The organism is Gordonia terrae, assembly GCF_051789125.1.
Lineage (GTDB): Bacteria > Actinomycetota > Actinomycetes > Mycobacteriales > Mycobacteriaceae > Gordonia > Gordonia terrae_A.
Genome location: NZ_CP196526.1, coordinates 626,015 through 652,664 on the forward strand (window position 1 = coordinate 626,015; position 26,650 = coordinate 652,664).

The 26,650-nt window shown below is 66.5% G+C and carries 26 protein-coding genes; 14 read left to right on the plus strand and 12 right to left on the minus strand.

Annotated elements, in window-relative coordinates; translation table 11 throughout:
• The first annotated feature begins 16 nt into the window (after positions 1 to 16).
• The 4 genes from ACSUZC_RS02875 (at position 17) to ACSUZC_RS02890 (ending at position 5,868) form a co-directional block, all read left to right on the plus strand.
• Positions 17 to 1,216 (plus strand): hypothetical protein, encoded by a 1,200-nt coding sequence (locus ACSUZC_RS02875; RefSeq protein ID WP_439031419.1) that lies wholly within the window; start codon positions 17 to 19, stop codon positions 1,214 to 1,216.
• A gap of 765 nt (positions 1,217 to 1,981) precedes the next feature.
• Positions 1,982 to 3,193 carry a hypothetical protein gene (locus tag ACSUZC_RS02880; RefSeq protein WP_439031420.1) on the plus strand — a complete coding sequence of 404 codons (1,212 nt, stop codon included), beginning with the start codon at positions 1,982 to 1,984 and terminating at the stop codon, positions 3,191 to 3,193.
• A gap of 1,248 nt (positions 3,194 to 4,441) precedes the next feature.
• Positions 4,442 to 5,149, plus strand: coding sequence for a hypothetical protein (locus ACSUZC_RS02885; RefSeq protein WP_439031421.1), 708 nt, complete (start codon positions 4,442 to 4,444; stop codon positions 5,147 to 5,149).
• 47 nt (positions 5,150 to 5,196) lie between these two features.
• Positions 5,197 to 5,868 carry a VOC family protein gene (locus ACSUZC_RS02890; RefSeq protein WP_439031422.1) on the plus strand — a complete coding sequence of 224 codons (672 nt, stop codon included), beginning with the start codon at positions 5,197 to 5,199 and terminating at the stop codon, positions 5,866 to 5,868.
• A 100-nt stretch (positions 5,869 to 5,968) separates the two neighbouring features.
• On the opposite strand, the gene ACSUZC_RS02895 is transcribed toward ACSUZC_RS02890, so the two are convergent.
• A complete protein-coding gene (locus ACSUZC_RS02895; protein ID WP_439032977.1) occupies positions 5,969 to 7,165 on the minus strand; it encodes an NAD(P)-dependent malic enzyme in 1,197 nt (398 codons plus the stop codon).
• Positions 7,166 to 7,434: 269 nt separating this feature from the next.
• Between ACSUZC_RS02895 and ACSUZC_RS02900 the strand changes: the two genes are divergently transcribed.
• From ACSUZC_RS02900 to ACSUZC_RS02915, 4 genes are all read left to right on the plus strand, one after another.
• Entirely contained in the window at positions 7,435 to 8,100 is a 666-nt protein-coding gene (locus tag ACSUZC_RS02900; protein ID WP_439031423.1) for a GntR family transcriptional regulator, read from the plus strand.
• Positions 8,097 to 9,362 (plus strand): MFS transporter, encoded by a 1,266-nt coding sequence (locus tag ACSUZC_RS02905; protein WP_439031424.1) that lies wholly within the window; start codon positions 8,097 to 8,099, stop codon positions 9,360 to 9,362. Before ACSUZC_RS02900 ends, ACSUZC_RS02905 begins: the two co-directional genes overlap by 4 nt.
• Before the next feature lie 117 nt (positions 9,363 to 9,479).
• A complete protein-coding gene (locus tag ACSUZC_RS02910; protein ID WP_439031425.1) occupies positions 9,480 to 11,543 on the plus strand; it encodes a DUF6541 family protein in 2,064 nt (687 codons plus the stop codon).
• Between the two features lie 143 nt (positions 11,544 to 11,686).
• Complete coding sequence (locus ACSUZC_RS02915) at positions 11,687 to 12,523, plus strand: hydrolase (RefSeq protein ID WP_439031426.1); 837 nt, start codon at positions 11,687 to 11,689, stop codon at positions 12,521 to 12,523.
• 19 nt (positions 12,524 to 12,542) lie between these two features.
• On the opposite strand, the gene galE is transcribed toward ACSUZC_RS02915, so the two are convergent.
• Entirely contained in the window at positions 12,543 to 13,562 is a 1,020-nt protein-coding gene (gene galE, locus ACSUZC_RS02920) for a UDP-glucose 4-epimerase GalE (protein WP_439031427.1), read from the minus strand.
• 59 nt (positions 13,563 to 13,621) lie between these two features.
• Positions 13,622 to 14,626, minus strand: coding sequence for a dTDP-glucose 4,6-dehydratase (gene rfbB, locus ACSUZC_RS02925; RefSeq protein WP_439031428.1), 1,005 nt, complete (start codon positions 14,624 to 14,626; stop codon positions 13,622 to 13,624).
• Between the two features lie 152 nt (positions 14,627 to 14,778).
• On the opposite strand from rfbB, the gene rfbA reads away from it, so the two are divergent.
• Entirely contained in the window at positions 14,779 to 15,654 is an 876-nt protein-coding gene (gene rfbA / locus ACSUZC_RS02930; RefSeq protein ID WP_439031429.1) for a glucose-1-phosphate thymidylyltransferase RfbA, read from the plus strand.
• 15 nt (positions 15,655 to 15,669) lie between these two features.
• On the plus strand, positions 15,670 to 16,290 hold the full coding sequence (locus ACSUZC_RS02935) for a dTDP-4-dehydrorhamnose 3,5-epimerase family protein (RefSeq protein ID WP_439031430.1): 621 nt from the start codon (positions 15,670 to 15,672) through the stop codon (positions 16,288 to 16,290).
• Positions 16,291 to 16,382: 92 nt separating this feature from the next.
• Here the strand turns inward: ACSUZC_RS02935 and ACSUZC_RS02940 are convergent, their stop codons facing one another.
• From ACSUZC_RS02940 to ACSUZC_RS02950, 3 genes are all read right to left on the minus strand, one after another.
• The gene (locus ACSUZC_RS02940) at positions 16,383 to 17,177 is read right to left on the minus strand and encodes an ABC transporter permease (RefSeq protein ID WP_439031431.1); all 795 of its coding nucleotides are present in this window, start codon (positions 17,175 to 17,177) and stop codon (positions 16,383 to 16,385) included.
• 8 nt (positions 17,178 to 17,185) lie between these two features.
• Entirely contained in the window at positions 17,186 to 18,124 is a 939-nt protein-coding gene (locus ACSUZC_RS02945; protein WP_439031432.1) for an ATP-binding cassette domain-containing protein, read from the minus strand.
• Positions 18,125 to 18,251: 127 nt separating this feature from the next.
• Positions 18,252 to 18,794, minus strand: a complete 543-nt coding sequence (locus ACSUZC_RS02950; protein ID WP_439031433.1) for an EXLDI protein — start codon at positions 18,792 to 18,794, stop codon at positions 18,252 to 18,254.
• Between the two features lie 125 nt (positions 18,795 to 18,919).
• On the opposite strand from ACSUZC_RS02950, the gene ACSUZC_RS02955 reads away from it, so the two are divergent.
• A complete protein-coding gene (locus ACSUZC_RS02955) occupies positions 18,920 to 19,642 on the plus strand; it encodes a hypothetical protein (protein ID WP_439031434.1) in 723 nt (240 codons plus the stop codon).
• On the opposite strand, the gene ACSUZC_RS02960 is transcribed toward ACSUZC_RS02955, so the two are convergent.
• Complete coding sequence (locus ACSUZC_RS02960; RefSeq protein WP_439031435.1) at positions 19,615 to 19,974, minus strand: DUF2304 domain-containing protein; 360 nt, start codon at positions 19,972 to 19,974, stop codon at positions 19,615 to 19,617. The two genes, ACSUZC_RS02955 and ACSUZC_RS02960, sit on opposite strands and share 28 nt — an antisense overlap.
• Positions 19,975 to 19,978: 4 nt before the next feature.
• The gene (locus ACSUZC_RS02965) at positions 19,979 to 20,680 is read right to left on the minus strand and encodes a glycosyltransferase family 2 protein (RefSeq protein WP_439031436.1); all 702 of its coding nucleotides are present in this window, start codon (positions 20,678 to 20,680) and stop codon (positions 19,979 to 19,981) included.
• Positions 20,681 to 20,771: 91 nt separating this feature from the next.
• On the opposite strand from ACSUZC_RS02965, the gene ACSUZC_RS02970 reads away from it, so the two are divergent.
• Positions 20,772 to 21,626: a glycosyltransferase family 2 protein gene (locus ACSUZC_RS02970; RefSeq protein ID WP_439031437.1), complete on the plus strand. Its 855-nt coding sequence runs from the start codon at positions 20,772 to 20,774 to the stop codon at positions 21,624 to 21,626.
• A gap of 26 nt (positions 21,627 to 21,652) precedes the next feature.
• Here the strand turns inward: ACSUZC_RS02970 and ACSUZC_RS02975 are convergent, their stop codons facing one another.
• Together ACSUZC_RS02975 and ACSUZC_RS02980 are read right to left on the minus strand one after the other, a co-directional pair.
• Positions 21,653 to 22,924 carry a lipopolysaccharide biosynthesis protein gene (locus ACSUZC_RS02975; protein WP_439031438.1) on the minus strand — a complete coding sequence of 424 codons (1,272 nt, stop codon included), beginning with the start codon at positions 22,922 to 22,924 and terminating at the stop codon, positions 21,653 to 21,655.
• Between the two features lie 8 nt (positions 22,925 to 22,932).
• The gene (locus tag ACSUZC_RS02980; protein ID WP_439031439.1) at positions 22,933 to 24,300 is read right to left on the minus strand and encodes a M1 family metallopeptidase; all 1,368 of its coding nucleotides are present in this window, start codon (positions 24,298 to 24,300) and stop codon (positions 22,933 to 22,935) included.
• A gap of 223 nt (positions 24,301 to 24,523) precedes the next feature.
• Here ACSUZC_RS02980 and ACSUZC_RS02985 point away from each other — a divergent pair, with 223 nt between their 5' ends.
• Positions 24,524 to 24,949 carry a DoxX family protein gene (locus tag ACSUZC_RS02985; RefSeq protein WP_439031440.1) on the plus strand — a complete coding sequence of 142 codons (426 nt, stop codon included), beginning with the start codon at positions 24,524 to 24,526 and terminating at the stop codon, positions 24,947 to 24,949.
• 3 nt (positions 24,950 to 24,952) lie between these two features.
• Here the strand turns inward: ACSUZC_RS02985 and ACSUZC_RS02990 are convergent, their stop codons facing one another.
• Entirely contained in the window at positions 24,953 to 25,525 is a 573-nt protein-coding gene (locus ACSUZC_RS02990) for a hypothetical protein (RefSeq protein WP_439031441.1), read from the minus strand.
• A 134-nt stretch (positions 25,526 to 25,659) separates the two neighbouring features.
• Here ACSUZC_RS02990 and ACSUZC_RS02995 point away from each other — a divergent pair, with 134 nt between their 5' ends.
• Positions 25,660 to 26,157, plus strand: a complete 498-nt coding sequence (locus ACSUZC_RS02995) for a DUF5709 domain-containing protein (protein ID WP_439031442.1) — start codon at positions 25,660 to 25,662, stop codon at positions 26,155 to 26,157.
• A 72-nt stretch (positions 26,158 to 26,229) separates the two neighbouring features.
• Here the strand turns inward: ACSUZC_RS02995 and ACSUZC_RS03000 are convergent, their stop codons facing one another.
• A complete protein-coding gene (locus ACSUZC_RS03000) occupies positions 26,230 to 26,610 on the minus strand; it encodes a cupin domain-containing protein (protein WP_439031443.1) in 381 nt (126 codons plus the stop codon).
• Positions 26,611 to 26,650 lie beyond the last annotated feature (40 nt).

The following is a 26,650-nucleotide window of genomic DNA, read 5'->3' on the forward strand; positions in this document are numbered from 1 at the left end:
GAGAGGTAGAAGTGAAATGAGTCATGGTCGGGGTCGGCATCGGAAGCGTCGGGTGCCGAGTGGTCCGTTGTTGTCGGTGACGTCGGCGGTTGTCGCGGTGTCGATCACTGCGGGTGCCGGTGCGGCGTTTGCGGTGCCGGAGCAGGGGGGAACCAGTCCGGGCGATACGGCTCCGGGTCAGGGTGGCACGAGTCCTGGTGATGTGTCGCCGGGTGGTGGTGGCGGTGCTGAGGCGACTGTCGAGCCGGTGGTGGTTCCCGGTCCGGGTAGCATTCCTGGTCCGCCGGTGGAGGCGCCGTATCAGGCCTACACCGCGCCGGGGTCGTATTTCTATGACGAGCCTTACTCTCCGCTGATCAACAATCGGGTGGCTCCGCGTGTTGCTCCGCCGGTTCGGCCGATTGCGCCGCCGCCGGAGAAGATTCGTGTGGGCAACTTCGTCACTGACATCCCTGAGGGCATGTCGAAGCGTGATGTGAACTCGATCAATGCGTGGTCGGCTTATGGTGAGGCGAAGATTGCGCAGGGTTTGATCTCGGCTGGTGTTCCCGAGGACGAGGCGACTCGTCGCGCTGCTGCGACGATCATCGGCGTGATGGCCGGTGGTACCGCTGGTGCTGTCGCGCTTGGTATTCCGTCGGCGGTTGTGGGGGCGGTAGTTGGGGCACCGGTTGGTGCGGTGGCGGGTGCGATCGTCGGCGCCGTCACGACAGGTGGCCTTACATCAGGCATCAACGCCCTCGGTGGAGCTGGAATTGGTGCAGCAGTTGGTGGAATCGGAGCAGGAGCTGCGGGGGCTGCGGTCGGTGCCGCGATCGGGGGTACCGCGGGTGGTCTTCTGGCGTACTCGCTAGGCGCTGGCGATCCGGGCGCCAACCCTGACGAGCCGTGGCGCCAAAGCGGACCGCGTCACGCGCTGCCGGAGTCTGGCCCGAATCAGTTCGAATTTCATCTGACAAGTGAACATGCGCGTCGCTCTGGACTGCCGGCTGTCGACTATGTGGTGAATCATCGCGGTGACGTCCACGCGACCGTCGGAGCCTCGACCTTCAAATGGTCTGGCATGCAGGCACGCTCGCCCTACTCGGTGTTGGGGCCACACGTCGAGAGATCCGTCCGTGACTGGACTCGGGCGCAGTCCAAGGCTCTCAAGGATGCGGTCCCTGGTAGTGATGTGCAGTGGCCCGAAGAGGCCGACGGCACTAGCGCCCGATAGGAAATGATACGAAGTGCGCAGAAACAATTACGTCAATCGCGACCGATCAACAAGAGAGTATGAAGTGAAAACGGTTTTCGTGTCCACATTAGTAGTCGTGATAGCTACTTTGAGTGTTCTGGTCGGCGTAGGGCAGGCATCTGCTGCCCCGTTGCAGAATTTCAGTACAAACGGGACGACGTTTGGTACGTTCGGTGACCATTCCTTCTGTCGCGGTGCCATTACATACCGAGTCGACGCTGTTGCTAAGAAGCGTGGTGTTATCAAGGTCACCGCGACGTCACATGGATTTTCGGGCCAGGGCCCGTCATGGAATCGGAATCCGAACTGTCGCTTCCTGTTTCGCTCCGCCGCCACGAGCGTTCGAGGACTCGATGTGGAGAAGTGGACAGTTGGTTCCTTTGGGCCGAAACCAGGGCAGAGGCAGACGTGGCACGTCGTGACCGGCTCCGGCCCCGCTTGGATGGGCATCACTACCTATGCCGCCAACAGTGCCGTTCGCATCCCGCAATCCCCTGCTGGACCCTCCTTCTTCATGACGGTGCCTTAGGCGTCGATCAACCATCAAACGGACTGGAGCGCAAGCTCGATCGCCCTACGCGCTGTTTGGTCCACATGCGGACAAGTCAGTCCGTGACTGGACGCGTTCACAGTCGGACAGCCTAAAGAGTGCGATCCCTGGAAGTGAGATCCTCTGGCCGGCCGAAACTGCCGGCGCGCCGACGGCCCGTTCTTAATCGAAGTGGAGAGTTGAGTGATCGAGCAATGAGTCATGGTCGGGGTCGGCATCGGAAGCGTCGGGTGCCGAGTGGTCCGTTGTTGTCGGTGACGTCGGCGGTTGTCGCGGTGTCGATCACTGCGGGTGCCGGTGCGGCGTTTGCGGTGCCGGAGCAGGGGGGAACCAGTCCGGGCGATACGGCTCCGGGTCAGGGTGGCACGAGTCCTGGTGATGTGTCGCCGGGTGGTGGTGGCGGTGCTGAGGCGACTGTCGAGCCGGTGGTGGTTCCCGGTCCGGGTAGCATTCCTGGTCCGCCGGTGGAGGCGCCGTATCAGGCGTACACCGCGCCGGGGTCGTATTCCTATGACGAGCCTTACTCTCCGCTGATCAACAATCGGGTGGCTCCGCGTGTTGCTCCGCCGGTTCGGCCGATTGCGCCGCCGCCGGAGAAGATTCGTGTGGGCAACTTCGTCACCGACATCCCTGCGGGCATGTCGAAGCGTGATGTGAACTCGATCAATGCGTGGTCGGCTTATGGTGAGGCGAAGATTGCGCAGGGTCTGATCTCTGCCGGTGTTCCCGAGGACGAGGCGACTCGTCGCGCTGCTGCGACGATCATCGGTGTGATGGCCGGTGGTACCGCTGGTGCTGTTGCGCTTGGTATTCCGTCGGCGGTTGTGGGGGCGGTAGTTGGGGCACCGGTTGGTGCGGTGGCGGGTGCTCTCATCGGTTCGTCTCCCTTTTTCGGTGGAGTGATGGGTGTGACGGGAGCAGCTATCGGGGCCGGGGCAGGCGCCGCTATTGGCGGTATCGGCGCCGGGGCTGCCGGGGCTGCGGTCGGGTTCGCGATCGCCGGGACGGCAGGCGGAGCTCTCGCATATGCGCTTGGAGCAGGTGATCCCGGTGCGGACCCCAACGAGCCATGGCGACCGAATGGTCCGCGTCACGCCCTTCCAGAGGCCGAAGGACCAAACCAGTTCGAGTTTCATTTGTCGGCAGATCATGCGCGCCGCTCGGGGCTCCCGGCGGTGGACTACGTGGTGAACCACCGTGGCGACGTTGACGCACAGATCGGAGCTTCGACTTTCCAATGGTCTGGGGTTCAGGCCCGATCACCATATTCTGTGCTCGGTCCCAATGTTGAGGACTCCGTCCGCAACTGGACACGCGCACAATCCGACAGTCTGAAGAACGCAATCCCCGGGAGTGACGTTCTGTGGCCGGCCGAGCGCGGCCACTCTTCTGCCGCACACTACTGAGAACTGGAGACTCTGATCATATGAAACGCTTGCTGTGCCTAGTGGTCGCCATGGTCGTGATAGCTGCGGGTCTTGTTATTGGAGGTGGTAGGAGCGATGCTGCGCCACAGTTGCCGCGGATAGGCATTACCGGGGACACAATGGGAACCTTTGGTGATCATTCCTATTGCAGAGGGGTTCTGCACGTCGGGTTGACCCCCGCCCCAGCGAAGCGCGGGGTCGTTCGGGTGACGCTCACGTCCTCAGGCTTTATAGGGAACGGTCCGAGTTGGAAGCGGAAGCCGGTGTGCAAGCTTCTGATCGGCACAGTGCATACGAGCATTGAGGCGTATGCCAAGTGGAACTTCTTCAACGCCGATTTCGGGCCGCGCCGTGGACAGAAGGTGGTCCACGACATCAGGACTGGGTCCGGTGTCGTTCAGTTTCAAGCTGTCTCATACGCGCGCAATAACCCCGTCCGCGTTATGCAGTCGTACGGGGTGTCGCACTACATGTTGGTGCCGTAGCTTGTCGACCCCGCAAAGTGTCTAGCCGATTCGCTTGTAGGGCGCTCCGTTTTCTGAAGTGATTCGGACGGAGTCGACCCGCAAACCGGGGCGACCGCCGCCCTCGTGCGAGGGTCGGCTCCCAAGTGGTCACCCCAAAGTCGCCGTTACGGTGAAGCGAGCGGCGACTTTTCGAAGCCTGCGTCATCGTGTGAGATGTCAGTATCTGGAAGGTTTCCTTATGAAGAAGATTGTCGTGACAGCTCTTTCTCTCGTGGTCGTCGCTGTCGCAAGTTTGGCTGGTGTTGGAACTGCATCTGCGGCGCCGCTACATATCCTGCAGACGAGCAGTTCGACGTTTGGCACGTTCGGCGACCATTCATTCTGTCGGGGAGCTCTGTCGGTTAGGTGGCAGAGTGTTCCGAAGAAGAGCGGGGTCGTTCGCGTAACTGCTTCGTCGCATGGATTTACGGGCGATGGGTTGACCTGGAAGCGTAATCTCAATTGCCGCGTACTTCTACTGACCCAAACTACGAGCATTCGGGGTCTGTATGTGCAGAAGTGGGTCCCCGCGTCGTTCGGCCCCCGGCGGGGGACAACGAAGAGCTGGGAAGTTACGACTGGTCTTGGCTTCGCGAACATTGCCGTGATGCCTTACTCAGCCAACGGCCCCGTTGCGGTACGTCAAGGATACGGCGCAGGCGCGAACATGATCGTTTCCTAGCGTATCTAATGCTCTCGACATCCAGACCCTAGAACGCAGATGACCAACCCGACCACACCACGCGACGGCGACCCGCAGGCCTGGGCCGAGCGGGCCGTCGTCGTGTGCGGGACGGCCGGAGGTGTTGGTACGTCTGTGGTGTCGGCGCTGCTCGCGGAGCATCGGGCGTCGTCGACGCTCGGGCTGCTGTCGTGGTGGGTTGACGCGTCGGGCAACGACTGTGACATCGAGCTGCGGCTCCGGGGGTCGGGTAACCCCGAACTCCTGCGCACGGCGTCGGGGACAGGTCTGTGGCTGCCACCCGAGGAGGCGACGGCCACCGACGCTGTCGTCGAGACGTGGCGGCAGGGCGCGGTTCCCGTCGTCGACGCCGGAGCGCATCCGCTCACGTTGCTTCCCGAACTCGCCGAAGACGACCTCCCGAACCTCACACCAGTACTCGTCATCGCGGCCCGGCCCGACCTGCTGAACCGTGCCCGCGTCGTCTTCACCGAATGGGACCGGGCAGGGGTGCTTGAGAAGACGATCGTCGTCATCTCTTCTCAGCTACCGGCCACCCACAACGACGGGCTCGCCGACATGCTGGTCAACGTGGTGTCCGGCTCGGTCGGCGGCGTGATCGGTCTCGACTACGACCCCGTGATCGGCGCCGGCACCGTCCTCGACCAGGACGCGCGTCGCGGTTGCCTACCCGCGACGCACGCGGCAATCACGACACTCGCCGCGGCGACCACCAACAGGCGCTGACCGGCCCCCCTTTCGTCATCCGGCTGAACGGGGCAGCATGGGACGGTATGACCGGGTCCACTCGCACACCGCTCACCACCGCCGAGGCCGCCGAGATGGTGGCCGAGCCCTGGCGTGTCATCGCCGACAGGCTCGCAGCCGCCTACAACACCGGCTCGATGGTGCGAGGTGGTGAGTTCGTCGCCAAGATCATCGATGCCGCCGAGGAAGCGAACCATCACCCGGACATCGACCTCCGGTACGGGACAGTGCATCTCGTGCTCACCACACACAGTGCCCACCAGTTGACCGAAGCTGATGTGGCGCTTGCGAACCGGATCACCGGCATCGCCGCCGACCTCGGCCTCGAACCGGTGTCCGCGCCGGTGACCCAGTTCAACCTGGCCATCGACGCCCTCGACATCCCAGCCATCAGGCCGTTCTGGAAAGCGGTCCTGGGCTATGGAGACGCCGCCGAGCGCGAGCCCGTCGACCTCGTCGATCCCGCCGGCCGCCTACCCAGCGTCTGGTTCCAGCAGATGGACGAGCCGCGCCCGCAACGCAGCCGCATGCACGTCGACCTGTGGATTCCGACCGACGAGTTGCACGAGCGTCTGCAGGCCGCGATCACCGCCGGCGGTCAGCTCCTCACGGACCAGTACGCCCCGGCCTTCTGGGTGCTCGCCGATGCCGAGGGCAACGAGGTGTGCCTGTGCACCTGGCAGGACCAGAACTACTGAGCCGAGCGAGCCGTCAGGAACCGATCGACCTCAACTCGACTGCCAGACTTCGATCGAGGTCTGGGAGTCGAGTTGAGGTCTGCCGGTCGGAGTCGAGCGACTAGGAGCAGTGCCCCTCCGCGCGGGCCACGTCGGCGACAGCGGCCGCGACGGCCGGGGCGACCCGGTCGTCGAGCGGGCTGGGGACGATGCGGTCGGCGCGCAGGTCGTCGGCGGCGACCGAGAAAATAGCCTCGGCCGCAGCGATTTTCATGCCTTCACTGATGCGGCGCGCGCCGGCGTCGAGGGCGCCCTTGAAGACACCGGGGAACGCGAGCACGTTGTTGATCTGGTTCGGGAAGTCGCTGCGGCCGGTCGCGACGATCGCGGCGTACTTGGCAGCGGCCTCCGGATGGATCTCCGGATCGGGGTTCGAGAGGGCGAAGACGATCGAGTCGTCGTTCATCGAGGCGATGAGCTCCTCGGGGATCAGACCCGCTGAGACGCCGATGAACACATCGGCGCCGGCGAGTGCCTCGACCGCGCCGCCGGTCAGTCCGCGTGGATTGGTGCGTGAGGCCAGCTCGGTCTTCGAGTCGTTCAGGCCGTCACCTCCCTCGGACACGATGCCCTTGGAGTCGAGCACGACGACGTCGGAGATGCCCACTGCCAAAAGGATGTTCGCGCACGCGACGCCCGCGGCGCCGGCGCCGGAGATCACGACCTTGAGGCCGGCGAGGTCGCGGCCGAGGTGGGTCGTCGCACCCTTGAGGGCGGCGAGGACGACGATCGCGGTGCCGTGCTGGTCGTCGTGCATGACCGGGCAGTCGAGGGCCTCGATGACACGACGCTCGATCTCGAAGCAACGAGGCGCGGAGATGTCCTCGAGGTTCACCGCGCCGAAGCTCGGGCGCAGGCGGATGAGGGTTTCGACGATCTCGTCGGGATCCTGGGTGTCGAGGACGATCGGGATCGAGTTGAGTCCGGCGAAGCTGCGGAAGAGTGCGGACTTGCCCTCCATGACCGGCAGCGAGGCGCGCGGGCCGATGTCGCCGAGTCCCAAGACGGCCGATCCGTCACTGACGACGGCCACCAGGCGATCAGTCCAGGTGTACTTGTTCACCAGCGTGGCGTCGGTGTCGATCGCGCGAGACACCTGGGCCACGCCCGGCGTGTAGGCGATCGACAGGTCGCGCTGCGTGTCGATGGGTGCGCGCAGCTCCACCGAGAGCTTGCCGCCGACGTGCGCCAAGAAGATCTCTTCGTCGGTGATGGGGTGATCGGCGATCGTGGGTTCGGTGTAGGGGGTCTCACCCATACGTGTGTCCTCCGTGCTCGTCACGGGTCCTCCTGGAATGCCGCGAAATATGCGGGTTGCATCGTCTCGCCGGCCACGCTGCCCGCGAGCTAGAAGTGATCCGCATCGACGCGAGCGAGGTGTGCTCAGCGGAGGCGGGCCGGGCGCGTGTGAGCGGGGTGACGCTCGTTACGGCCGGATTAAGTGTCTCACCGTCTGGGATCGGGACGGAAGGTGGGTCGGCCCAGGTGAAGGCCCCAATGATCATTGGTAAGGTACAACTTGTGTCTATGTTGCATGCGACCTCTGAATCCGCTGCTGAGCGGGTATATGCCGAGGTCAAGGAGCGAATTCTCACAAACGAGATCGCCGGCGGTGAGCTGATCAGCGAGGGTGAGATCGCCGCGAGGTGTGCGGTGAGCCGTACTCCGGTGCGGGAGGCATTCCTGCGTCTGGAGACGGAGGGCTGGATGCGTCTCTACCCGAAGCGTGGGGCCCTCGTGGTCCCGATCGGCGACCGAGAGATCCGCGACGTCGTCGACGCCCGCCTGCTGCTCGAGCGGCACGCCGTCCGATCGGTCGTGTCCCGCCCGGCCGCAGCCGCCGACCTCGTGACCCGCCTGCGCGACAATCTCGCCGCCCACCGCCGGGCCGATACCGTCGACATGCAGCAGTTCGCGCGAATCGACGCCGAGTTCCATCAGCTCATCGCGGCAGCAGGCGACAACCCGCTCTTGTCCGGCTTCTACTCGACGCTGGGGGAGCGGCACCGTCGGATGACGACGGCGTCGGTGCACCGAGACGCGCGCGTGGCCGCTCGCATCCTCGACGACCACCAGGACCTGCTCGATGCCATCGAGGCGGGTGACTCGGAGCACTTCGACCGCCTCCTCGCTCGACACCTCACCGCAGTTCACGACCTTCCCGGCAACGACTCGTTGCGAGCGGGCTCATGAGTGCCGACCGCACCCGCTTCGGGTGGCCCGCCGTCGCGCTCGCCGTCTTCACCACTGCGTGGGGCGGCAACGAGTTCACGCCGTTGCTGGTCATGTACCGGCAGATCTCCGACCTGTCGCCGGTGGTCGTCGACGCCCTGCTGTTCGCCTACGTCCTGGGCATCGTGCCCGCGCTGCTGATCGGTGGACCACTGTCGGACCGGCTGGGTCGACGACCGCTCATGCTCCCCGCCCCGCTGTTCGCGGCCCTCGGTTCGGGATTGCTGGCCGCGGGATCGGAGTCGGTGGCGCTCCTCACCGCCGGGCGCGTGTGCAGCGGTATCGCGCTGGGTCTCTCGATGGCTGTCGGCGGTAGCTGGATCAAGGAACTCTCCGACCGTGACGGCGCACGAACCGGTGCCGGTGCCGGCCGCGCGGCGATGAGCCTCACCGCAGGCTTCGGCGTCGGCGCGGGGGTGGCCGGTGCTCTCGCACAGTGGGGCCCCTGGCCGCATGTCCTGCCGTATCTGATCAACATCGCCGTCGCGGTCGTGGCGGCGAACCTGATCGTGCTCGTACCGGAAACGCGTCCCAGGCAGGCTTCGCCGGGTCGTCTGCGTGACGATCTACGCATCCCGTCGGCGGCCCACCGTCGTTTCCTGTTCGTCGTGATGCCGCTCGCACCCTGGGTTTTCGGGGCCGCGGCGTCGGGTTATGCGATCGTCCCCGCCCTCATGTCCGCACGTACCGCGGGAGCGCCGATCGCCTTTGCCGGCCTGTGCTGCGTCCTCGGTCTGACCGCCGGTTTCGGCATCCAGTCGTTGGGCCGGCGTATCGACCGGCCGGGGAGTCTCCGCGGAGTCGTCGTCGCCCTGGTGGTGCTCGTGGCCGGGATGGTTCTCGCGGCGGTTGCCGCCCACGTGCTGACCGTCTGGGTCGCGCTCTTGGCGTCGACGCTGCTCGGCTGTGGCTATGGCATGGCGATGATCGCCGGTCTCCTCGAGGTGCAGCGCATCGCCGGGCCCGACGATCTTGCCGGACTCACGGCGGTCTACTACGGCGTGACCTACCTGGGCTTCGCCGTGCCTGCGGTGCTGGCCTGGATCTCGGAGACGTGGACGGCGATCACATATCCGGTGATGTTCGGGTTCGGCGCCGTGGCCGCCGTCGCGTGCCTGGCGGTGACCCTCGTCGGGCATCGACGCCACGGGCCGGAACTCACGCGTGACCCGCACGTCACGCTCGCGTCGACCGCAGACGTAGGAGCCGGCCGGGCACGGTGACACGACGCCTCGCCCCGAGCACCCGGTAACCTGCTGGGAGTTTGGTCAGGCACCGCAGGCAGTGGCCGCGGATGCGACGGGGAGTGTGCAGCGGGTGAGTGTGGAAAGGCGCGGGCGATGATGCTTGGTGCATGGATCGTCGTGGTGTCCGCGCTGGTGCTGATCCTGCCCGGCGCGTTCGTCGGCCGGCGGATGAACCTGCCGTGGCCGGTCGCTCTCGCAGCCGGGCCGCCCATCACCTTCGCGCTCGTCTCGATCCTCACGGTGTTGTACTCGGTCGTCGGTTTCGAGTGGAACGCCGTCTCCGCGTTGGTCGGCCTCCTCTTCGCGATCGGCGGTGCCTGGATCTACTCGCGGTTGTTGCGCACCCGGTGGGGCACGCGTCTGGCGCCGGCGGCAACGGTGTCCGACGAGCCGCGCGTGGGCCGCACCGCAGCGTTGCGGGTCGCCGCGGGACTCGGTCTCGGTGGGCTGATCATCGCCGTCACATGCATCCGCCCGCTCGTCAAGACGGCGTTCGCCGGGTTGGACAACATCTCCCAGGTGTGGGATTCGTTGTGGCACGCCAGTTCTCTGCGCTGGATACACGAGACGGGCATCGGCTCGGCCATGCGCATGGGCGAGCTGATGAACTACGACACCCAGGGCTTCAACTACTACCCGAACACCTGGCACGCGTTGGGTGCCCTGCTGTTTCCGTTGACCGGAGCCGACCCGGTCGAGCTGTACAACGCGTATTCGCCTGCGGTGCTGGCGGTCACGGTACCGCTGGGTGTCGCGTCGCTGGCCTACTGGTTCGCCCGCCACCGATACGACGTCGATGCCTCCGCACTGATCGCCGGTACCGCGGGGGCCCTGAGCGCACTGTTCCCGTCGCTGCCCTACGTCGAGGTGCAGCTGACGTCGGTGCCCAACGCGGTCGGCGTGAGCCTGGCCCCGGTGGCCGCGGTCCTGGTGATGAGCGTGGTGTCGGACCGTTCGCGGGTATTGCCCGCCGCGCTGGCCGTCGCCGGTGTCACCGCCACCCACCCGTCGGCGCTGATCGTCGTCGGCGTGATCGTCGGCCTCTGGTGGCTGTGCGAAGGTCTGTGGCGTCCGGTCGCCGGCCGCCTGCGTGATCTCGCGGCCCTCGCGGCCACGGCTGTCTTCACGCTGGTTCTCATCGCGCCGGTGGTGCTGGGCACCATTCGGGTCGCCGACACCAACGAACTCCCGTTCTTCGACTTCCGTGAGGACACCATCGGGGTCTTCGACGGTCTTGCCAGGGGAGCGTTCAACGGGACCATCCCGCTGGAACTCGATCATTTCCCGAACTGGGCGCTGATCGTCCTCACCCTGCTCGGCCTGGCTGTGCTGGCCTGGTTGCGATGCTGGGCCGGGCTCGCCGCTTGGTTCGTGTTCGCGCTGGTCACCGCCAACGCCATGGTGTCGCTCGGTTCGCTGTCCAACCCCCTCGGCGTGATCGGCGGCTACTTCTACAACTCGCCGCATCGCCTGACGTTCGTCGTCGCGATCATCTCGGCGGCCGCGGCGGGTGTCGCGATCGGTGCGGCCGTCCTGGGCATCGCCGGACTCATCCGACGGCGCCTCGAACCGTCCGACACCGCCCGCGCGACCCCGGCACGGGCGCGGTGGGTCGTCGCGGCGTCGTACGTGGTGCTGCTTGCGCTGATCGGTGGCGCCGCCGTCGTGCGGTACCCACCGAACGCCCAGATCGCGTCGAAGGAGCGGGGCGGGAAATACGTCGGCCCCGACGATCTCGCCGCCTACCAATGGCTGGCATCGCAACCCGACGCCCAGGACGTGCTCGTCCTGAACAATCTCGACCAGGGCACCGGGTGGTTGTATCCCGTCACCGGGGTCACCCCGATGTTCCCGTTCTATCGCGCCAACGAGTTCTCCGAGCGGCAGCGCGACCTGTTCTGGGGCGTGTCGGAGATCGGCGCCGACCCGGCGATCGATCAGATAGTGCGAGACATGAACGTGCACTACGTGATCGACTCGCCCCCGAGCTACTGGGAGTTCCAGCGCGGCATGCCCGACCCGGCGCGCGGACATCAGGGTGACCCGTTCCTGGCGTTGCGGCAGAACGGTGCGCCGGGTCTGACCGAGGTGTTCCGCCGCGGCGACGCGGTGATCTATCGCGTGAACGACCTGGTCTATCCGCCGCCCGCCGGCTGATCCGAGGGAACTGCACATCTCCAGCTCCCTGAGGTGCGAGGAGCGATAGCGACGAGCCACGAAGGGTTCGCGACCCATCTCACCCAGCCCTTCGAGGCTCGCTGCGCTCGCACTTCAGGGAGCCGGGGGGTTAGCGTCGAAACATGCGGCCCTGGATGTGTGTTTTCTGCGCCAACGAGTACCCGCCCGGCGAGACGCCGCCCGCGATGTGCCCGATCTGCGACGACGACCGGCAGTGGCTCCCCGAGAGCGGGCCGAGTTGGACGCCGTTGGACGAGAACGCCGACAACGCCCTGACCGCCGAGGAGGTGGAGCCCGGCCTGACCGCCCTGACGCTGCGGCCGTCTGTCGGGATCGGGCAGCGCGGCTTCGTGATCGCCACATCCGACGGGAACATCCTGTGGGAGCCGCCGGGGTTCATCGGGCCTGCGCTGGTCGAGTGGCTGGAGCAGCACGGTGGGCTTGCCGCCATCGCCGCGAGCCACCCGCACCTCGTCGGTGCCAGCGTGTCCCTCAGCCATCGATTCGGTCGAGTGCCGCTGTACTACAACGATTTCGACCGACGCTGGGTGACCCGCCCGGACCCGGTGATCGAGTTCTGGACCGGCACCGCCGATCTTCCCGGCGGGGTGCGACTCGTCCGGTGCGGCGGGCACTTTCCCGGTAGCGCGGTCCTTCTCCTACCCGACGCGGCCGACGGGCGTGGCGCGATCCTGACCGGCGACACCATCAAGGGGGTGATGCAACCGGGCATGGTCACCTTCATGCGCAGCTATCCGAACATGATCCCGCTGTCGCCGCGGCTGGTCCGCGAGATCGTCGACCGTATCGGCGAACTCCGCTTCGACCGGCTCTACGACGCTTTCGGCGTCGTGGTCGACGACAACGCCCGCGGAGTCGTCGAGACCTCCGCCCAGCGCTACATCGGCTGGGCGACCGACGAGATCGTCGACCCCGACGATCCGCACGCGCCCGCCTGAGTAGCGGCCGAGGAGCGCCTCAGGCGTCCGGATACCCCTTCGGGTTGCCCGACTGCCAGCGCCAGGTGTCGGCGCACATGTCGTCGATGGTCTTGCCGGCGCGCCAGCCCAGGTCCTCGTTCGCGCGAGTCGGGTCGGCGTAGGACGCCGCGATGTCGCCGGGACGACGCGGGGCGACCTCGTAGGGGATCGGTCGTCCGCTGGCCCGCTCGAACGCGTGCACGACCTCGAGCACCGAGACGCCTTGCCCCGTACCGAGGTTCCACGTCGACATGCCGGTGTCGCCGGTGCTGATCCGGTCGAGCGCGGCGACATGACCCGCGGCCAGGTCGTCGACGTGGATGTAGTCGCGGACACCGGTCCCGTCCGGGGTGTCGTAGTCGTCGCCGAACACCGACAACTTCTCGCGCCGGCCGACCGCGACCTGCGCGACGAACGGCATGAGGTTGTTGGGGATGCCCGACGGGTCCTCGCCGATCGTCCCGCTCGGGTGAGCTCCCACGGGGTTGAAGTAGCGCAGTGCCGCGATGCGCCAGGCGTCCGAGCTGGCGGCGACGTCGCGCAGGATCTGCTCGATCATCACCTTGGTCCAGCCGTACGGGTTGGTCGCCGAGGTCGGCAGGTCCTCGGTCATCGGCAGTTGGGGCTCGGCGCCGTAGACCGTCGCCGACGAGGAGAACACGAGCGTGTGCACGTCGTGCCGCTCCATCGCGCGCAGCAGCGCGAACGTCGTACCGAGGTTGTTCTGGTAGTAGTCGAGCGGCTTCGCCACGGATTCGCCGACCGCCTTGTAACCGGCGAAGTGGATCACCGCGTCGATGTCCTCGTGTGCGAAGAAGTGTTCGGTCTTGTCCACGTCCGCGAGATTGAAGGCGTGGACGGGTATCGACCGACCCGAGAGAGCCTCCAGCCTGCCGACGACCGTCGGTTTGGCGTTGCTGAAGTCGTCGACGATGACGACGTCATGTCCGGCGGAGACCAGCTGGACGACGGTGTGCGAGCCGATGTAGCCCGCGCCGCCGCTGACGAGTACGCGCATGACCACCACCGTATGCGGCGACCCTGAGAACGGACCACGCGCCGCTGGGGAATGTCGTGTCAGCCGATGACGCGTTCGGTGGTGGCGTATTTCTGTTCGACGGCGTTCTTGGTGGGTTGCCACCAGTCGGTGTTGGTGCGGTACCAGTCGATGGTGGCGGTCATTCCGGCGCGGAAGTCGAGGTAGGTGGGTTGCCAGCCGAGTTCGGTGCGTAGGCGGGTGGAGTCGATGGCGTAGCGGCGATCGTGGCCGGGGCGATCGGTGACGAAGTCGAAGGCGTCGGTGGGTTGGTCGAGGAGTTCGAGGATGGTTTCCACGACGGTGCGGTTGTCGACTTCGCCGTCGGCGCCGATGAGGTAGGTCTCGCCGATGCGGCCGCGGTCGATGATGGTCCAGACGGCGTCGTTGTGGTCGTCGACGTGGATCCAGTCGCGGATGTTGCGGCCGTCGCCGTAGAGCTTGGGACGCACCCCGGTCAGGACGTTGGTGATCTGGCGGGGGATGAATTTCTCGATGTGCTGGTAGGGCCCGTAGTTGTTGGAGCAGTTGGAGATGGTCGCGGCCACGCCGAAGGACCGCACCCAGGCGCGTACGAGTAGGTCGCTGCCGGCTTTGGTGGAGGAGTAGGGGCTCGACGGGTTGTAGGCGGTGGTCTCGGTGAAGCGGGCCGGGTCGTCGAGGTCGAGGTCGCCGTAGACCTCGTCGGTGCTGATGTGGTGGTAGCGGACCTGATGGGCGCGGACGGCTTCGAGCAGGGTGTAGGTGCCCACGAGGTTGGTGTGGACGAAGGCCGAGGGGTCGGCCAGGGAGTTGTCGTTGTGGGATTCGGCGGCGAAGTGGACGACGAGGTCGGTCTCGGCGACGAGGCGGTCGACCAGGGCGGTGTCGGTGATGTCGCCTTCGACGAGGTCGACGGTGTCGGCGACCGGGGCGAGGGTGTCGGGGTTGGCGGCGTAGGTGAGTTTGTCCAGGACCCGGATCGACACCTCGGGGCGGGTGGCCAGGGTACGCAGCACGAAGTTGGCGCCGATGAACCCGGCACCACCGGTCACGAGAACACGCACGTCAGGCCTTTCGTCGACGTCAACGAACGCCGTCACTCTACCGACGAGCGGACCGGACCCGCCGGGCGCGCACACCTGGCGGCCGCGTGACGTCCCGGCGGCGGGCGCCTCATGACTCTGCGCACCCGGCTTCGGGCACTAGGCTGATCGGCATGCGAGGGATCATTCTGGCCGGTGGCACGGGCTCGCGGCTGCACCCGATCACGCAGGGGGTGAGCAAACAGCTCGTCCCGGTCTATGACAAGCCGATGATCTACTACCCGCTGTCGACCCTGATGCTCGCCGGTATCCGCGACATCCTCATCATCACCACACCGCACGACGCCCCGGCGTTCGAGAATCTGCTGGGCAACGGCGACCAGTTCGGCATCAACCTGACCTACAAGACCCAGCCCTCACCCGACGGGCTGGCGCAGGCCTTCGTCCTGGGCGCCGAGCACATCGGCACCGAGTCGGTGGCACTGGTGCTGGGCGACAACATCTTCTACGGGCCGGGTCTCGGCAATCGCCTGCAGGGTTTCGAGAACGTCGACGGCGGAGCGGTCTTCGCCTACTGGGTGGCCAACCCCGAGGCCTACGGCGTCGTCGACTTCGACGCCGGCGGAACCGCCATCTCGCTGGAAGAGAAGCCCGCACAACCGAAGTCCAACTTCGCCGTCCCCGGCCTCTACTTCTACGACAACGACGTCGTCGAGATCGCCCGCAACCTGCAGCCCAGTGCACGCGGGGAGTACGAGATCACCGACGTCAACGCCCACTACCTCGAACGCGGCAAGCTGTCGGTCACCGTGCTGCCACGCGGTACGGCCTGGCTCGACACCGGGACCTTCGACAGCCTCCTCGACGCCGGCAACTTCGTCCGCACCGTCGAACAACGCCAGGGACTCAAGATCGCCGTCCCCGAGGAGATCGCATGGCGTCGTGGCTTCATCGACGACGACGGGCTTCGCACCCGCGCCGAGAAGTTGCGCAAGTCCGGTTACGGTGACTATCTGTTGGAACTCCTGCTGCGCGGCAAGGGTTTCTGAAGCGAAAGGTTCTCCATGAAGGTTCGACCCCTCACCATCGACGGTGCCTGGGAGTTCACCCCGGTGCAGCACGGCGACGCGCGGGGTCTGTTCGCGGAGGCGTTCAAGGCGGACGTGCTCGGCGAGGTCATCGGCCACCGCTTCGACCTCGCCCAGGTCAACCTGTCCGTGTCCGCGGCCGGCGTGCTGCGCGGCGTACATTTCGCCGATGTCCCTCCGGGACAAGCGAAGTACGTCACCTGCCCGACGGGTGCCATCCTCGACGTGATCGTCGACATCCGGGTCGGTTCGCCGACGTTCGGTACCTACGACACCGTGCTGCTCGACGACGTGGATCGTCGTGCGGTCTACCTGTCGGAGGGGCTGGGCCACGCATTCTGCGCCCTCGCCGACAACTCGACCGTCACCTACCTCTGCTCCACCGGGTACAACCCGGCCGGTGAACACGGCATCAACCCGCTCGACCCGGAACTGGGCATCGACTGGCCGACGCACGCCCGCGACGGTTCGGCCTTGGAGTTCGAGCTGTCCCCCAAGGACACCGCGGCGCCCGGGTTGTCCGAAGCACGGGCCTCCGGTCTGCTACCGGTCCACGATGAGGTGTCCGCGTTCCTGCGTTCGCTGGCCGAGCAGTAGTCGAACAGCTCGGCAACCGAGGAACGCGGAAGGCCGATGACGCCGAATCGTGCACGGCGAGAGAGCCGTACACGATTCGGATGCGGCAGGACTCAGCCCGTCGTCGATCGCCGGAACGCGCTGACCGCCCAGAGGTAGCCGCCGATCAGGAACACCAGGCTCCATCCCACCGCCCAGGGCCAACGGTCGCTGATGTCGAGACCCATGAGGAGCCCGCGCAGCGTGTCGGCGATGGGGCTGAACGGTTGGTACTCGGCGAACTGACGGACCCCGTTCGGCATGCTGTCAGTGGGCACGAGCCCGCTGCCGAGGTAGGGCAGGAACAGCAGCGGGAGGGGCATGTTGCTGGCGCTCTCCGGGTTCGGCGCGATGACGCCCATCGCGACGGCGATCCACACGAGGCCGGCCGTCAGCAGGAGTAGCAGGCCACCGGCCGCACACCATCCGAGAAAGCCCGCGTTCGAACGGAATCCGAGTCCGAAGGCGACGGCGAGCAACAAGGCCACGGCGATGACGCCCTGGATCAGTGCACCGACGAAGTGGCCGGCCAGGATCGCCGTCGGCGGCGTCGCCAGCGACCGTAAGCGGTTGATGATGCCCTCGGTGACATCTTGGTTGACCGAGACCGCCACGGCCACCGTCAGAAAGGACGGGACGAACAGGAGCAGGCCGGGCAGCAGGTAGTTGATGTATTTTCCGTCGAGGGGGCCGTCGGCGGACAGTGCGCTCTCGATCGCCCCGCCGAAGAAGAAGGTCATCAACAGCAGGATGACGACCGGCATGGCGATGGTCGAGAACATCATCGTGGGATAGCGACGCAGCCGGATGAGATTGCGGCGCACCATCACAGCGGAATCAGCAAGGGTGTGTTCGACAATGGTGGACATGGGATCTCCTAGGGGGTGGTGACGGCCGCACGGCCGGTGATGGTCAGGAACACGTCGTCGAGATCGGGAGTGTGGACGGAGATGCCGGCTGCCTCGATGCCCGCGTTGTCGAGGGTGGCGAGGATGTCGCGGATGGCGTTGATCCCGTCGCCGCCCGGAACGGCCAGGGTGTTCTCCTCTTGCGCGTCCACCGCGGACGGGAAGTGCGCACGGGCACGGTCGAGTTCGCCGGGGTCGGGGAACGCGATCTTGATGTGTCCACCCGGCACGAGCCGCTTGAGTTCCGCGGCGGTGCCTTCGGCGACGATGCTGCCCCGGTCGAGGACTGCTATCCGATCGGCGAGGTGATCGGCCTCCTCCAGATACTGGGTCGTGAGGAAGATCGTCGTACCACGGGCGACGAGGTCGCGAACCGTGTCCCAGACCGCCCGGCGTGATCTCGGGTCGAGGCCGGTGGTCGGTTCGTCGAGGAAGATGATCGACGGCTCACCCACGAGCGTCATGGCCAGATCCAGCCGCCTGGTCATACCGCCCGAGTACTCGCCGACCCGACGGTCGGCCGCGTCGACGAGGTCGAAATCGGTCAGCAGCCGCTCAACCCGTTCTCGGGCCTCCGCCTTCGGCAGATGCCGCAACCGGGCCATCATCATGAGGTTCTCGCGCCCGGTGAGCAGGGTGTCGACTGCAGCGAATTGCCCGGTCAGGCCGATCTTCGCGCAGATGGCATCGCGGTCGGTACGAACGTCGAGACCCGCCACCGACACCTCGCCGGCGTCGGCGTGCGACAGAGTCGACAGGATCTTGACCGTCGTCGTCTTCCCCGACCCGTTGGGGCCCAGGAGGGCGAACACGGTGCCGGCGGGGACCGAGAGGTCGATGCCGTCGAGTACTCGGTGATCGCCGAAGGACTTTGTGAGTCCTCGAGCGTCGATTGCCGGTGATGTCATGGGTCTGCTCTCCTGGGTTGATGTGATGCGGGTTTGAATCATTCACACATGCGCATATATGCATGAGTGGATAGACGAACGTCCCTGGTGGACGTCGTCGGGGCGGTGCTGTTCGGGTCGGTGCGGACTACACGTCGAGGTCTTCGATCTCGGGTCGCAATGCGGCGGCCGTCCGCTCGAAGAAGCGTTCGGGAACAAGTGGTTTCAGCTGCTCGATGTCGTCGACGATCTCGACCGAGTAGTCGCCCCAGTCGGGAAGTTCTGCCGTGAACAGGCTGCGGACGCTCGGGATTCCGGTGAGGTCCTTCAGCCAGTTGCCGGTCTTCTGCTTACGCGTCACCCCGTAGTTGACCCAGTCGACGTAGTGCACCGCGAGGACGACTTTTCCGGTGCGGCCTTCATATGCGGTCAATTGTGTTGCGTTGCCGGTGTTCTCGTCGAACTCGGTCTCCTCGGCGAGCAGGCGACCGAAGAATCGCTTGCGCCGCACGCCGTCGGGGCCGTCACGGAGGACGACCTCCTCGTAACCGGCGTCGCGGTAGTCGGCCGCCCGGACGTAGGCGCGAAGTGCCTCGACCACCGCGCCGGAGAGGTTGCCTCCGGACACCTGCTGAGCACGTTCGAGGACTTTGATGTCGTCGTCGGAGACATAGATGGTTTTGTTGGGCATGTCGATCACTATATGTAGATGTATACGTAGACGCAAGGGGTTGCCGATATCCGCGTCGGGGCAGTCCGGCGACGGCATCTCTCCGAATCGATCAGTAGGCTGAGTGATCGGGAGGTTGTGCGCGGATGCTGTCGGGACTGTTGGGGAATTCGGTGATCATGGCCGCGATAGGCGTGGCGATGATCGCGCTGTCGGTGTGCGCGTTCCGTCTCAGACGGTCGTGCGGGGCGGTGGCCTGGCTGGTGGTCCTGCTCGGGGTGGCGTTGACGTTCGACAATGTCGCGGTCGCCCTCGGGCGCGTGATCGGTTTCGGTGACGCCCTGTATTCGATCAATCTGCCGCGCTTCTGGATTCATGCGCTGATAACGCCGCTGATCGTGGTCGCCGCCGCGGTGCTGGCGCGACGACTGGGTGTGCGGTGGGGACGCTCGGTCCTCGCTGCCGCGGCGCTCCTCGTCACGGCGTTCGTGGTCATGGGCATCGTCGAGTTGTTCCTCGCCCTGGAACTGACGCCGACGACCGACGGCGATGCGATGCGATACGCCAACGCGGCCGTTGCCGGGCCACCTCTCCCGGCCCTCGGCACGGTGCTACTGCTCATCGCGACAGGGGTCTGCCTGTGGCGATCCGCCGGTTCGCCCTGGCTCTGCCTCGGATCGCTGGTCATGCTCGTCACGGCAGCCGCCGGCACGTCGATCTTCTGGCTCGGAAACTTCGGCGAACTGGTGCTCTACGCCTCGATCGTCGCCACGATGTATCAGGTGGCCGAGTCGCGGGACCCGGATGCGCCGGCGAAGGGGTCGTCTCCCGTCGGCGCCGGCTACGCCGCGTCGTCGGTGCCGCGCTGATTGTCGCTCTCGGCGTTCTGCAATGCGATGGCGCGGGCGAGTCGGGCGTACTTGACCTCCAGGTCGCGGAACCGCAGATAAGTCGAGACCGTGGTGAACGCGAAGGCGATGACCAGGAGGAACAGCACCAGGTCGAGACCGCGCTGGATGCCGATCTTGTTCGCGACCCAGGTGACGTCGTCTTGGCGAAGCATCGCATACAGGCCGAAGCCGACGAACGCGACGAACAGCAGCTTCACCCCGGCCGATGCGCGCGCCGTGCCCCGGTTGACCACGAAGAACCCGACGAGGGCGACCAGGCCGAGGATCGCGAGGATCTGGAACCAGATCATGTGCTCACTTCCTCATCCGGGTGTGAAAGAGGCCGTCGGCGACGATGTTGACCCCGTTGATCAACGACTGCCCCTTGGCGCGTGAGTAGTCGGTGTACAGGATCGTCACGGGCTGCTCACTCACCCGCCAGTGATGATGATCGATCAGCGCGATGAACTCCGACGCATGGCTCATCCCGCTCATCAGCAGGTCGAGTTCCTCGGCGACGGTCCGGTTGAACGCCCGAAGTCCGTTGTGCGCGTCGGACAATCCGAGCCGGCGCGTCCGCGGACTCAGGAATACGATGGTGCGCAACGCCATTCGGCGCAGGAGTGGGACCGACTCGCTGCGACCCTCGGCGAACCGGGTTCCGACGATGATGTCGACCGGTTCGGTACGCAGGCGCCCGATCATGGCGGAGACGTCCTCGACTCGGTGCTGGCCGTCGGCGTCGAACGTGACGAAGAATCGTGCACCGGGCTGTCGGCGCGCGTACTCGACGCCGGTCTGGATCGCAGCCCCTTGTCCGAGGTTCACCGGATGCCGCACGAGGTGTACGCCTGCGGCCCGGATCTCGGCAGCCGAGTTGTCCGAACTGCCGTCGTCGACGCACACGATGTTGGGGAACGTCTCACGCGCACGGGCCGCGACTTCGCGGATGACCTGACCCTCGTTGAAAACGGGTACCACCAGCCACACGTCGGCATTGGTGATCGGATCGGCCATGGTGAACAACCCTAACCCGGTCCGGCATGGGCTTCCTCGCCCGGCACGCCTCATGCGGGGCGGTGTGTGTCCATCCGGCTAGTCTTGGCCGGTGACGATCGACGTGATGATGCCGTTCTATGGCGACGTCGACCAGTTCCGGCAGGCCGTGACCAGTGTTCTCGAACAGACCGACCCCGATCTGCGGCTGGTCGTCGTCGACGACTGTTTTCCGGATCCCGCACCTGCCGAGTGGCTCCTCTCGCTCGACGACGCCCGTGTCGAGTACCTGCGGAACGAGACCAACCTCGGTGTCAACGGCAACTTCCGGCGATGTGTGGACCTCGTCGTTGCCGACTGGTTCGTGGTGATGGGGTGCGACGACATCATGCATCCGGACTACCTGTCGACCGTCCGGATGTTGACGCGGCATCACCCCGACGCGGCCGTCATCGCGCCCGGTGTGGACGTCATCGACGAGAACGGACGCACCGTCGCACCGCTCGGCGACCGGATCAAGTCGGTGTTGGCACCCTCGCGTGCCGTCGAACTGTCGGGCGAGCGCCTCGCCACGAGCCTGTACCACGGCAACTGGACGTACTTTCCCTCGTTGCTGTGGCGGACGGCGGCGGTGCGGGAGGTCGGGTTCCGTCCGGGCCTCGAGATCGTCCTCGACCTCGCTCTGCTCGTCGACCTCGCCACTGCCGGTGGGTCTCTCGTCCATGATCCCGAAGTGGTGTTCTCCTACCGCAGGCACCGTGCCTCGGTGAGTTCGGTCCAGGCCGTCGACGGCAGGCGCTTCGCCGAGGAGAACCGGTTCTTCGCCCACGAGGCGCAGCGGTGCGCGGATCGTGGCTGGTCCCGTGCGGCTCGGGCCGCCCGCTGGCACGCGACGTCGAGACTGAACCATCTGCAGGCGCGGGTCGGGGCGAGGCTCGGCCGGTTGCGCGGTTCATCCGCGAACTAGGTCGTCCGCGCAGCGGGTGGGCAGCCTCAGGCCCGGAGCACGCCGATCAGATGCACGCCCAGCCCGACGACCGGCCCGACGACGAGCGCCGCGCACGTCCGGGTCTCAACATCGAGTGGGAGCAGCAGCATGGCGACGGCGACTAGGGTCGCCACCCACCAGCCGGCCGCATACCAGCGGTGGGCGCCCGCGGCGATCGCGGCGGCACCGGTCACGGTCAGAAGCCCGAGACAGGTGGCGCCCGCCGTCAACATGGCGACCACGACGCCGTCGAGATCGAAGTCGGCACCGAAGACCGACCGCAACAGCCACGGACCGACCAGCCACGCCCCGAGTACGCCGACGCCGCCGATGACCGCGACCACCCCGAGCGGCGCGCCTAGCGACCGGACCCGACGATCCCGTCGGTCGACGAAGCGCGAGATCAACACGCCCTGAAAACTGTTGAGCGGCACGAGCAACGGTGCCCGGGTGAGTGTCACCGCGAGAATGAGTGCGCCGATGACCCGCGTGTCGTCGGCGTCGGGACTTCCGCGCAGGTTGGTGGTCAGGTTGATCAGAACCGGGAATCCCATCACCAGGACGGCGCTCGCGGCCGCGGCGGCCATGGCGGTCAGGGTGTTGGCGACGAGCCTGCCCGACGCCACGTCACCGGAGATCCCGATGGTGCGCCGGGCCGTCGACGACGTCGCGAGCAACACACACCACGAGACCGATCCGATGACGGTGATGACGAGGAAGGCGGTGGTGTCCCATCCGGCAGCGACGGCGACGACCGCGCCCGCCAGCCTGATGAGTGCGTCCACCGACAACAGCACCGCGAACGTGGACCAGTTGAGAGTGCCCGACAGCGCGCCGCACAGGTGCGCGTACACGGCGAAACTCGCCACTCCCAGGGCCAGAAGCGCGATGGACAGCCCGAGCTCGTCGGTGAACACCTTTCCGGCCCACAGCGGTGACGACGCCCCGACGGCGACCGCGAGGCCGACGCCGATCATGGTGTTCACGACGAGCGGACGGGACCGGCCGACACCCTCGGAATCAGCGGTCCGCACGGTTCGCGTCGTCTCCTGGAGCTGGCCGTTCTGAGCGCCCGTCACCAGGCCGTATGCGGCCCAGAACACGGCGAACACGCCGTAGCCGACCGCCCCGAGATGGCGGGCGGCCAGCAGGAGCACCACGTATCCCGATGCTGCGGCGATCACCGTCGCGACGGTGACCCGTCCCAGGGATCGTCCGGTCGACTCACCCGGGACGTCACGAGCAGCGGGACCCGGCGGAGTCGGATCTGTGGTCATCGAACGGGTCAGGAAGGACCGGGGAACGGCGGCAGCTCGGGCGTGAACAGCCAGTCGTCCCACAGTTGCTTCAGCGGCTTCGACGAGTGGGTCGCGGCGAGGGCCATGAAGTCCTCGGTCGTCACCGATCCATAGCGGTACTTGTCCGTCCATCGCTGCAGCAGTGCGAAGAAGTCCCCGTCGCCGATCGTCAGGCGCAAGGCGTGCAGGGTGAGGGCGCCGCGCTTGTAGACCCAGTCGTCGAACATCTTGCGGGGACCGGGGTCCGCAAGAGGCACACGCACGGGCGAGGATTCGAGCTTGTCGTAGTAGTGGCGCGCCCACTCGTCGGCGCTGCGGCCGCCGGAGTGCTGACTCCACAGCCATTCGGCGTAACAGGCGAAACCCTCGTGCAGCCAGATGTCTCGCCAGCGGGCCGCGGTCACCGAGTTGCCGAACCACTGGTGCGCGAGTTCGTGGGCGATGAGCCGCTCGGCGTGCCTGCTGCCGTCGCAGTGATTGGCACCGAAGGTGGAGAAACTCTGTGCCTCGATGGGGATCTCGAGCTCGTCCTCGGTGACCACGACCGTGTATTGGGGGAACGGGTAGGGGCCGAACATCTCGACGAACGCCGAAACCATCTCGGTCTGCTTGCCGAAGTCGATCGCGAAATTGTCCTCGAGATGCGACGGGATGAGCCCTGCGACCGGAATCGGCTTGGACGCCAACGACACCTGCTTGTACTGGCCGATCTGGATCGATGCGAGATAGGTGGGCATCGGCTCGACCTGCTCGTAAACCCACGTGGTCTGAGCCGCCCGGACACGCTTGGACTCGAGGACGCCGTTCGCGAGCGCGTGGTACGGGCTGTCGGTCGTGATCGAGATCCGGTAGGGGGCTTTGGCACTCGGGTGGTCGTCGCAGGGGAACCACGACGCCGCACCGTTCGGCTGGTTCGCGCACAGCGAGCCGTCCGTCAGTTCTTCCCAGCCGACTTCTCCCCACGGCCCGCGGATCGGCCGCGGGGTGCCGTGGTAGCGGACGGTGATGGTCATCGCGCCCCCGGGTGGCAGCGGTGTATCCGGGGTGACGGTGAGCTTGTGGTGGCGGTGACTGTAGCGGGCGCGCTTGTCGTTGACCGAGACGCGTTGCACCGACAGCGAGCCGGCGAGGTCGAGGGTGAATCGTTTGAGTTCTGCGTACGAGGTCGCGGTCAACACCGCGGTGCCCTCCAACCGGTTGCTCGCGACCTTGTACTCGAGATCGAGGTCGTAGCGCGAGATCCGGAAACCCAGGTTGCCGTTGTCGGGGAGATACGGATCGAGGACGTCGTCAGGCGCACCCAACACGGGTTGCCCGGAGTTGCCTCGCGAACCCCAGCCAGACTTTCCGGGCACTCTCGACTCCTACTCCGTTCTGCCCTCGCGGGCCGACGTGCCGCCGCACGCCTCGTCGAGCCGCGTCGGTGACGCGCTGCGACCGGTTACGAGGCGGTTGCGGTTGGGTGGCGATGTCTCGATTTCGGCGTATCGCCCGCGACGGGGCGATGCTGTCCCGGACACTGTGAGAGTACCTGGCGGCGGCAGAGCCGGCCCGCCCGATCGATGCGAGGAGTACGGAATGAGCGGATTCGGCAGTGTGGCGCAGTTTCTCGCGCGCCTGATACTCGGCATCATCTTCATCGCCCACGGGTGGCAGAAGCTGGTGACGCAGGGCATGGACGCGACCAAGGCGGGATTCGGACCTGCCGGGATGGACATCCCGTACCCGGAGCTCGCGGCCTACTACGCCACCTGGGTGGAGCTCGTCGGCGGCATCCTGCTGATCCTCGGGCTGCTGTTGCCGATCGTCGCGACGTTGCTGATCGCGGACATGATCGGCGCGATCGTGTTCGTGCACTGGGATGCCGGCTTCTGGAACATGGACGGCGGCTACGAATGGCCGCTCGCGCTGATCGCCGGGCTGCTGGCCGTCGGGTACACCTCGGCGGGCCGGATGGGCGCAGACAGTTACATCATGCGGAGACGACGCCGCGACGTCGTCTGAGGCTCAGGCGAAGGCCAGGCCGTCGATGGTGGCCGTGCTCGTCGACACCGCATCGGTGTCGGTGAGGGCGGCCACCAGTCGCGCGATCATCTCGCGTTCCTCGTCGGCGTGCCGGAGACCGACTCCGTCGATCAGGCCGGGCGTGATCAGGGCCAGGGGGTCGGTGTCGTGGCGATGGAGGACGGCGGCGCCGAGCAGACGTTGCGCCTGGCCCGGGTCGGAGTCCCACAGGGCGTCGGCGGTCAGCAGGTACAGGCGCACCGCGGGCGGATAGTCGTGCAGATGCACGAGTGCCCACGCCCAGTGCTTGGCGACGTCGACGGTGTCGATCCCGCCGCGCCCATGTGTGCGCACATACTTCCCGTGGAGTTCGCGGCACAGGTGGCTCGCGTCCGACCACAGCATGAGATGCGACATGCATCGGATGCAGTCGTGCACATTGGACAGGTACTTCGCCGAATAGGGTCCTTCGCGCCGTGACCTGATCTCGCGGAGCACGGAGAACTCGGCCAGCGCGTGGTCGTATTCACCGGCCGAGAGCAGGGCCTGGGCCTCGGCCTGCAATTCCTCGATCACCCTGGTGATTCTCGCCGATCGGAAGTGTCGCCGCCGGTCGTTTCGCCGAACCGGCCCCCGGGCGCGACACGTGGTCCTCCCGCACACACCTGCGATCCTGGCGGACCGACCTGCGGGCTGGCATCGTGGCAGGAATGAAGGACGACATCGGTAGCACCCCCGAGGGCTCGGACGGCGAGTACAGCCTCGACGAGGACGACCAGCTGCAGCCGGAGGACACTCTCGACGACCGCGGGGTCGACGACGTCCTCGACGAGGGCTACTCACCGCCCGACTACGAGCCCAAGGGGGCGGTGCACGGGCTGACGTCCCGCGAGCAGGCCGAGGGGGAGACGCTCGACGAGCGGCTCGCCGAGGAGGAGCCCGACGTCGGGGCGGCGGACCCGCTGGACGAGATCACCGCCGACGAGCGTGCCCGGACCGATTGGCGCGCACACGATTCCGATCGGAGTGATGAGTTCGAAGAGGACGACGAGGTCGGGGACACCCGGGCCGGCCGTCTGATCGCCCCGGATGCGGGCTCGGATATCGACACCGAGGCGGAGGCCGTCGCCGAGGACGCCGGGATCGACGGAGCCGGAGCTTCCGCGGAAGAGGCTGCCGTGCACTACATCTCCGACACCCCGGAATAGCGGACGCCTGGGCAGGCCGGGGTCGGCACAGTACGCGCGGGTGAATTCGCCGAGGCTTGCCGACCGGCGAACTCATCTGCCATCGGCAGTCGGAGAGCCCTCTCGGTGTCGTTGTTCGGCGCAGATGGCGATGACGGTCAGCCCGTCCGGTCCAGCGCGGAGACGGCGGCGGGTGCGCAGGTCGACGGAGACGAAGTGGCCCGGTGCAATCGGCGTCGGTTCATCGTCGATGACGAGCCACCCGCTCCCGGCGATGACGGCGTACACGTCATCGTTGCGATCGTCGACGTGGTCGTGGTCGACGGTTTCGGCACCCGGAGGAAGCTCCACCTGGTAGACCTCGAAAGCCGTGACATCGAGGACGTCGCTGATACGCCGGTCGAACGGGCTGGCTGCCGGATGCGGGCCGTGACCCGCCGGTACCGAGGATGCGTGGACGATGACATGACCCATGGCATCGAATCCTAGTTGCCGGACCTCCGTCGGGTCCCGC

Coding starts and splice junctions, on each gene's coding strand:
- ACSUZC_RS02875 (WP_439031419.1), top strand. CDS start 17: ATGAGTCATGGTCGGGGTCGGCATCGGAAGCGTCGGGTGCCGAGTGGT.
- ACSUZC_RS02880 (WP_439031420.1), top strand. CDS start 1,982: ATGAGTCATGGTCGGGGTCGGCATCGGAAGCGTCGGGTGCCGAGTGGT.
- ACSUZC_RS02885 (WP_439031421.1), top strand. CDS start 4,442: ATGACCAACCCGACCACACCACGCGACGGCGACCCGCAGGCCTGGGCC.
- ACSUZC_RS02890 (WP_439031422.1), top strand. CDS start 5,197: ATGACCGGGTCCACTCGCACACCGCTCACCACCGCCGAGGCCGCCGAG.
- ACSUZC_RS02895 (WP_439032977.1), bottom strand. CDS start 7,165: ATGGGTGAGACCCCCTACACCGAACCCACGATCGCCGATCACCCCATC.
- ACSUZC_RS02900 (WP_439031423.1), top strand. CDS start 7,435: ATGTTGCATGCGACCTCTGAATCCGCTGCTGAGCGGGTATATGCCGAG.
- ACSUZC_RS02905 (WP_439031424.1), top strand. CDS start 8,097: ATGAGTGCCGACCGCACCCGCTTCGGGTGGCCCGCCGTCGCGCTCGCC.
- ACSUZC_RS02910 (WP_439031425.1), top strand. CDS start 9,480: ATGATGCTTGGTGCATGGATCGTCGTGGTGTCCGCGCTGGTGCTGATC.
- ACSUZC_RS02915 (WP_439031426.1), top strand. CDS start 11,687: ATGCGGCCCTGGATGTGTGTTTTCTGCGCCAACGAGTACCCGCCCGGC.
- galE (WP_439031427.1), bottom strand. CDS start 13,562: ATGCGCGTACTCGTCAGCGGCGGCGCGGGCTACATCGGCTCGCACACC.
- rfbA (WP_439031429.1), top strand. CDS start 14,779: ATGCGAGGGATCATTCTGGCCGGTGGCACGGGCTCGCGGCTGCACCCG.
- ACSUZC_RS02935 (WP_439031430.1), top strand. CDS start 15,670: ATGAAGGTTCGACCCCTCACCATCGACGGTGCCTGGGAGTTCACCCCG.
- ACSUZC_RS02940 (WP_439031431.1), bottom strand. CDS start 17,177: ATGTCCACCATTGTCGAACACACCCTTGCTGATTCCGCTGTGATGGTG.
- ACSUZC_RS02945 (WP_439031432.1), bottom strand. CDS start 18,124: ATGACATCACCGGCAATCGACGCTCGAGGACTCACAAAGTCCTTCGGC.
- ACSUZC_RS02950 (WP_439031433.1), bottom strand. CDS start 18,794: ATGCCCAACAAAACCATCTATGTCTCCGACGACGACATCAAAGTCCTC.
- ACSUZC_RS02955 (WP_439031434.1), top strand. CDS start 18,920: ATGCTGTCGGGACTGTTGGGGAATTCGGTGATCATGGCCGCGATAGGC.
- ACSUZC_RS02960 (WP_439031435.1), bottom strand. CDS start 19,974: ATGATCTGGTTCCAGATCCTCGCGATCCTCGGCCTGGTCGCCCTCGTC.
- ACSUZC_RS02965 (WP_439031436.1), bottom strand. CDS start 20,680: ATGGCCGATCCGATCACCAATGCCGACGTGTGGCTGGTGGTACCCGTT.
- ACSUZC_RS02975 (WP_439031438.1), bottom strand. CDS start 22,924: ATGACCACAGATCCGACTCCGCCGGGTCCCGCTGCTCGTGACGTCCCG.
- ACSUZC_RS02985 (WP_439031440.1), top strand. CDS start 24,524: ATGAGCGGATTCGGCAGTGTGGCGCAGTTTCTCGCGCGCCTGATACTC.
- ACSUZC_RS02995 (WP_439031442.1), top strand. CDS start 25,660: ATGAAGGACGACATCGGTAGCACCCCCGAGGGCTCGGACGGCGAGTAC.
- ACSUZC_RS03000 (WP_439031443.1), bottom strand. CDS start 26,610: ATGGGTCATGTCATCGTCCACGCATCCTCGGTACCGGCGGGTCACGGC.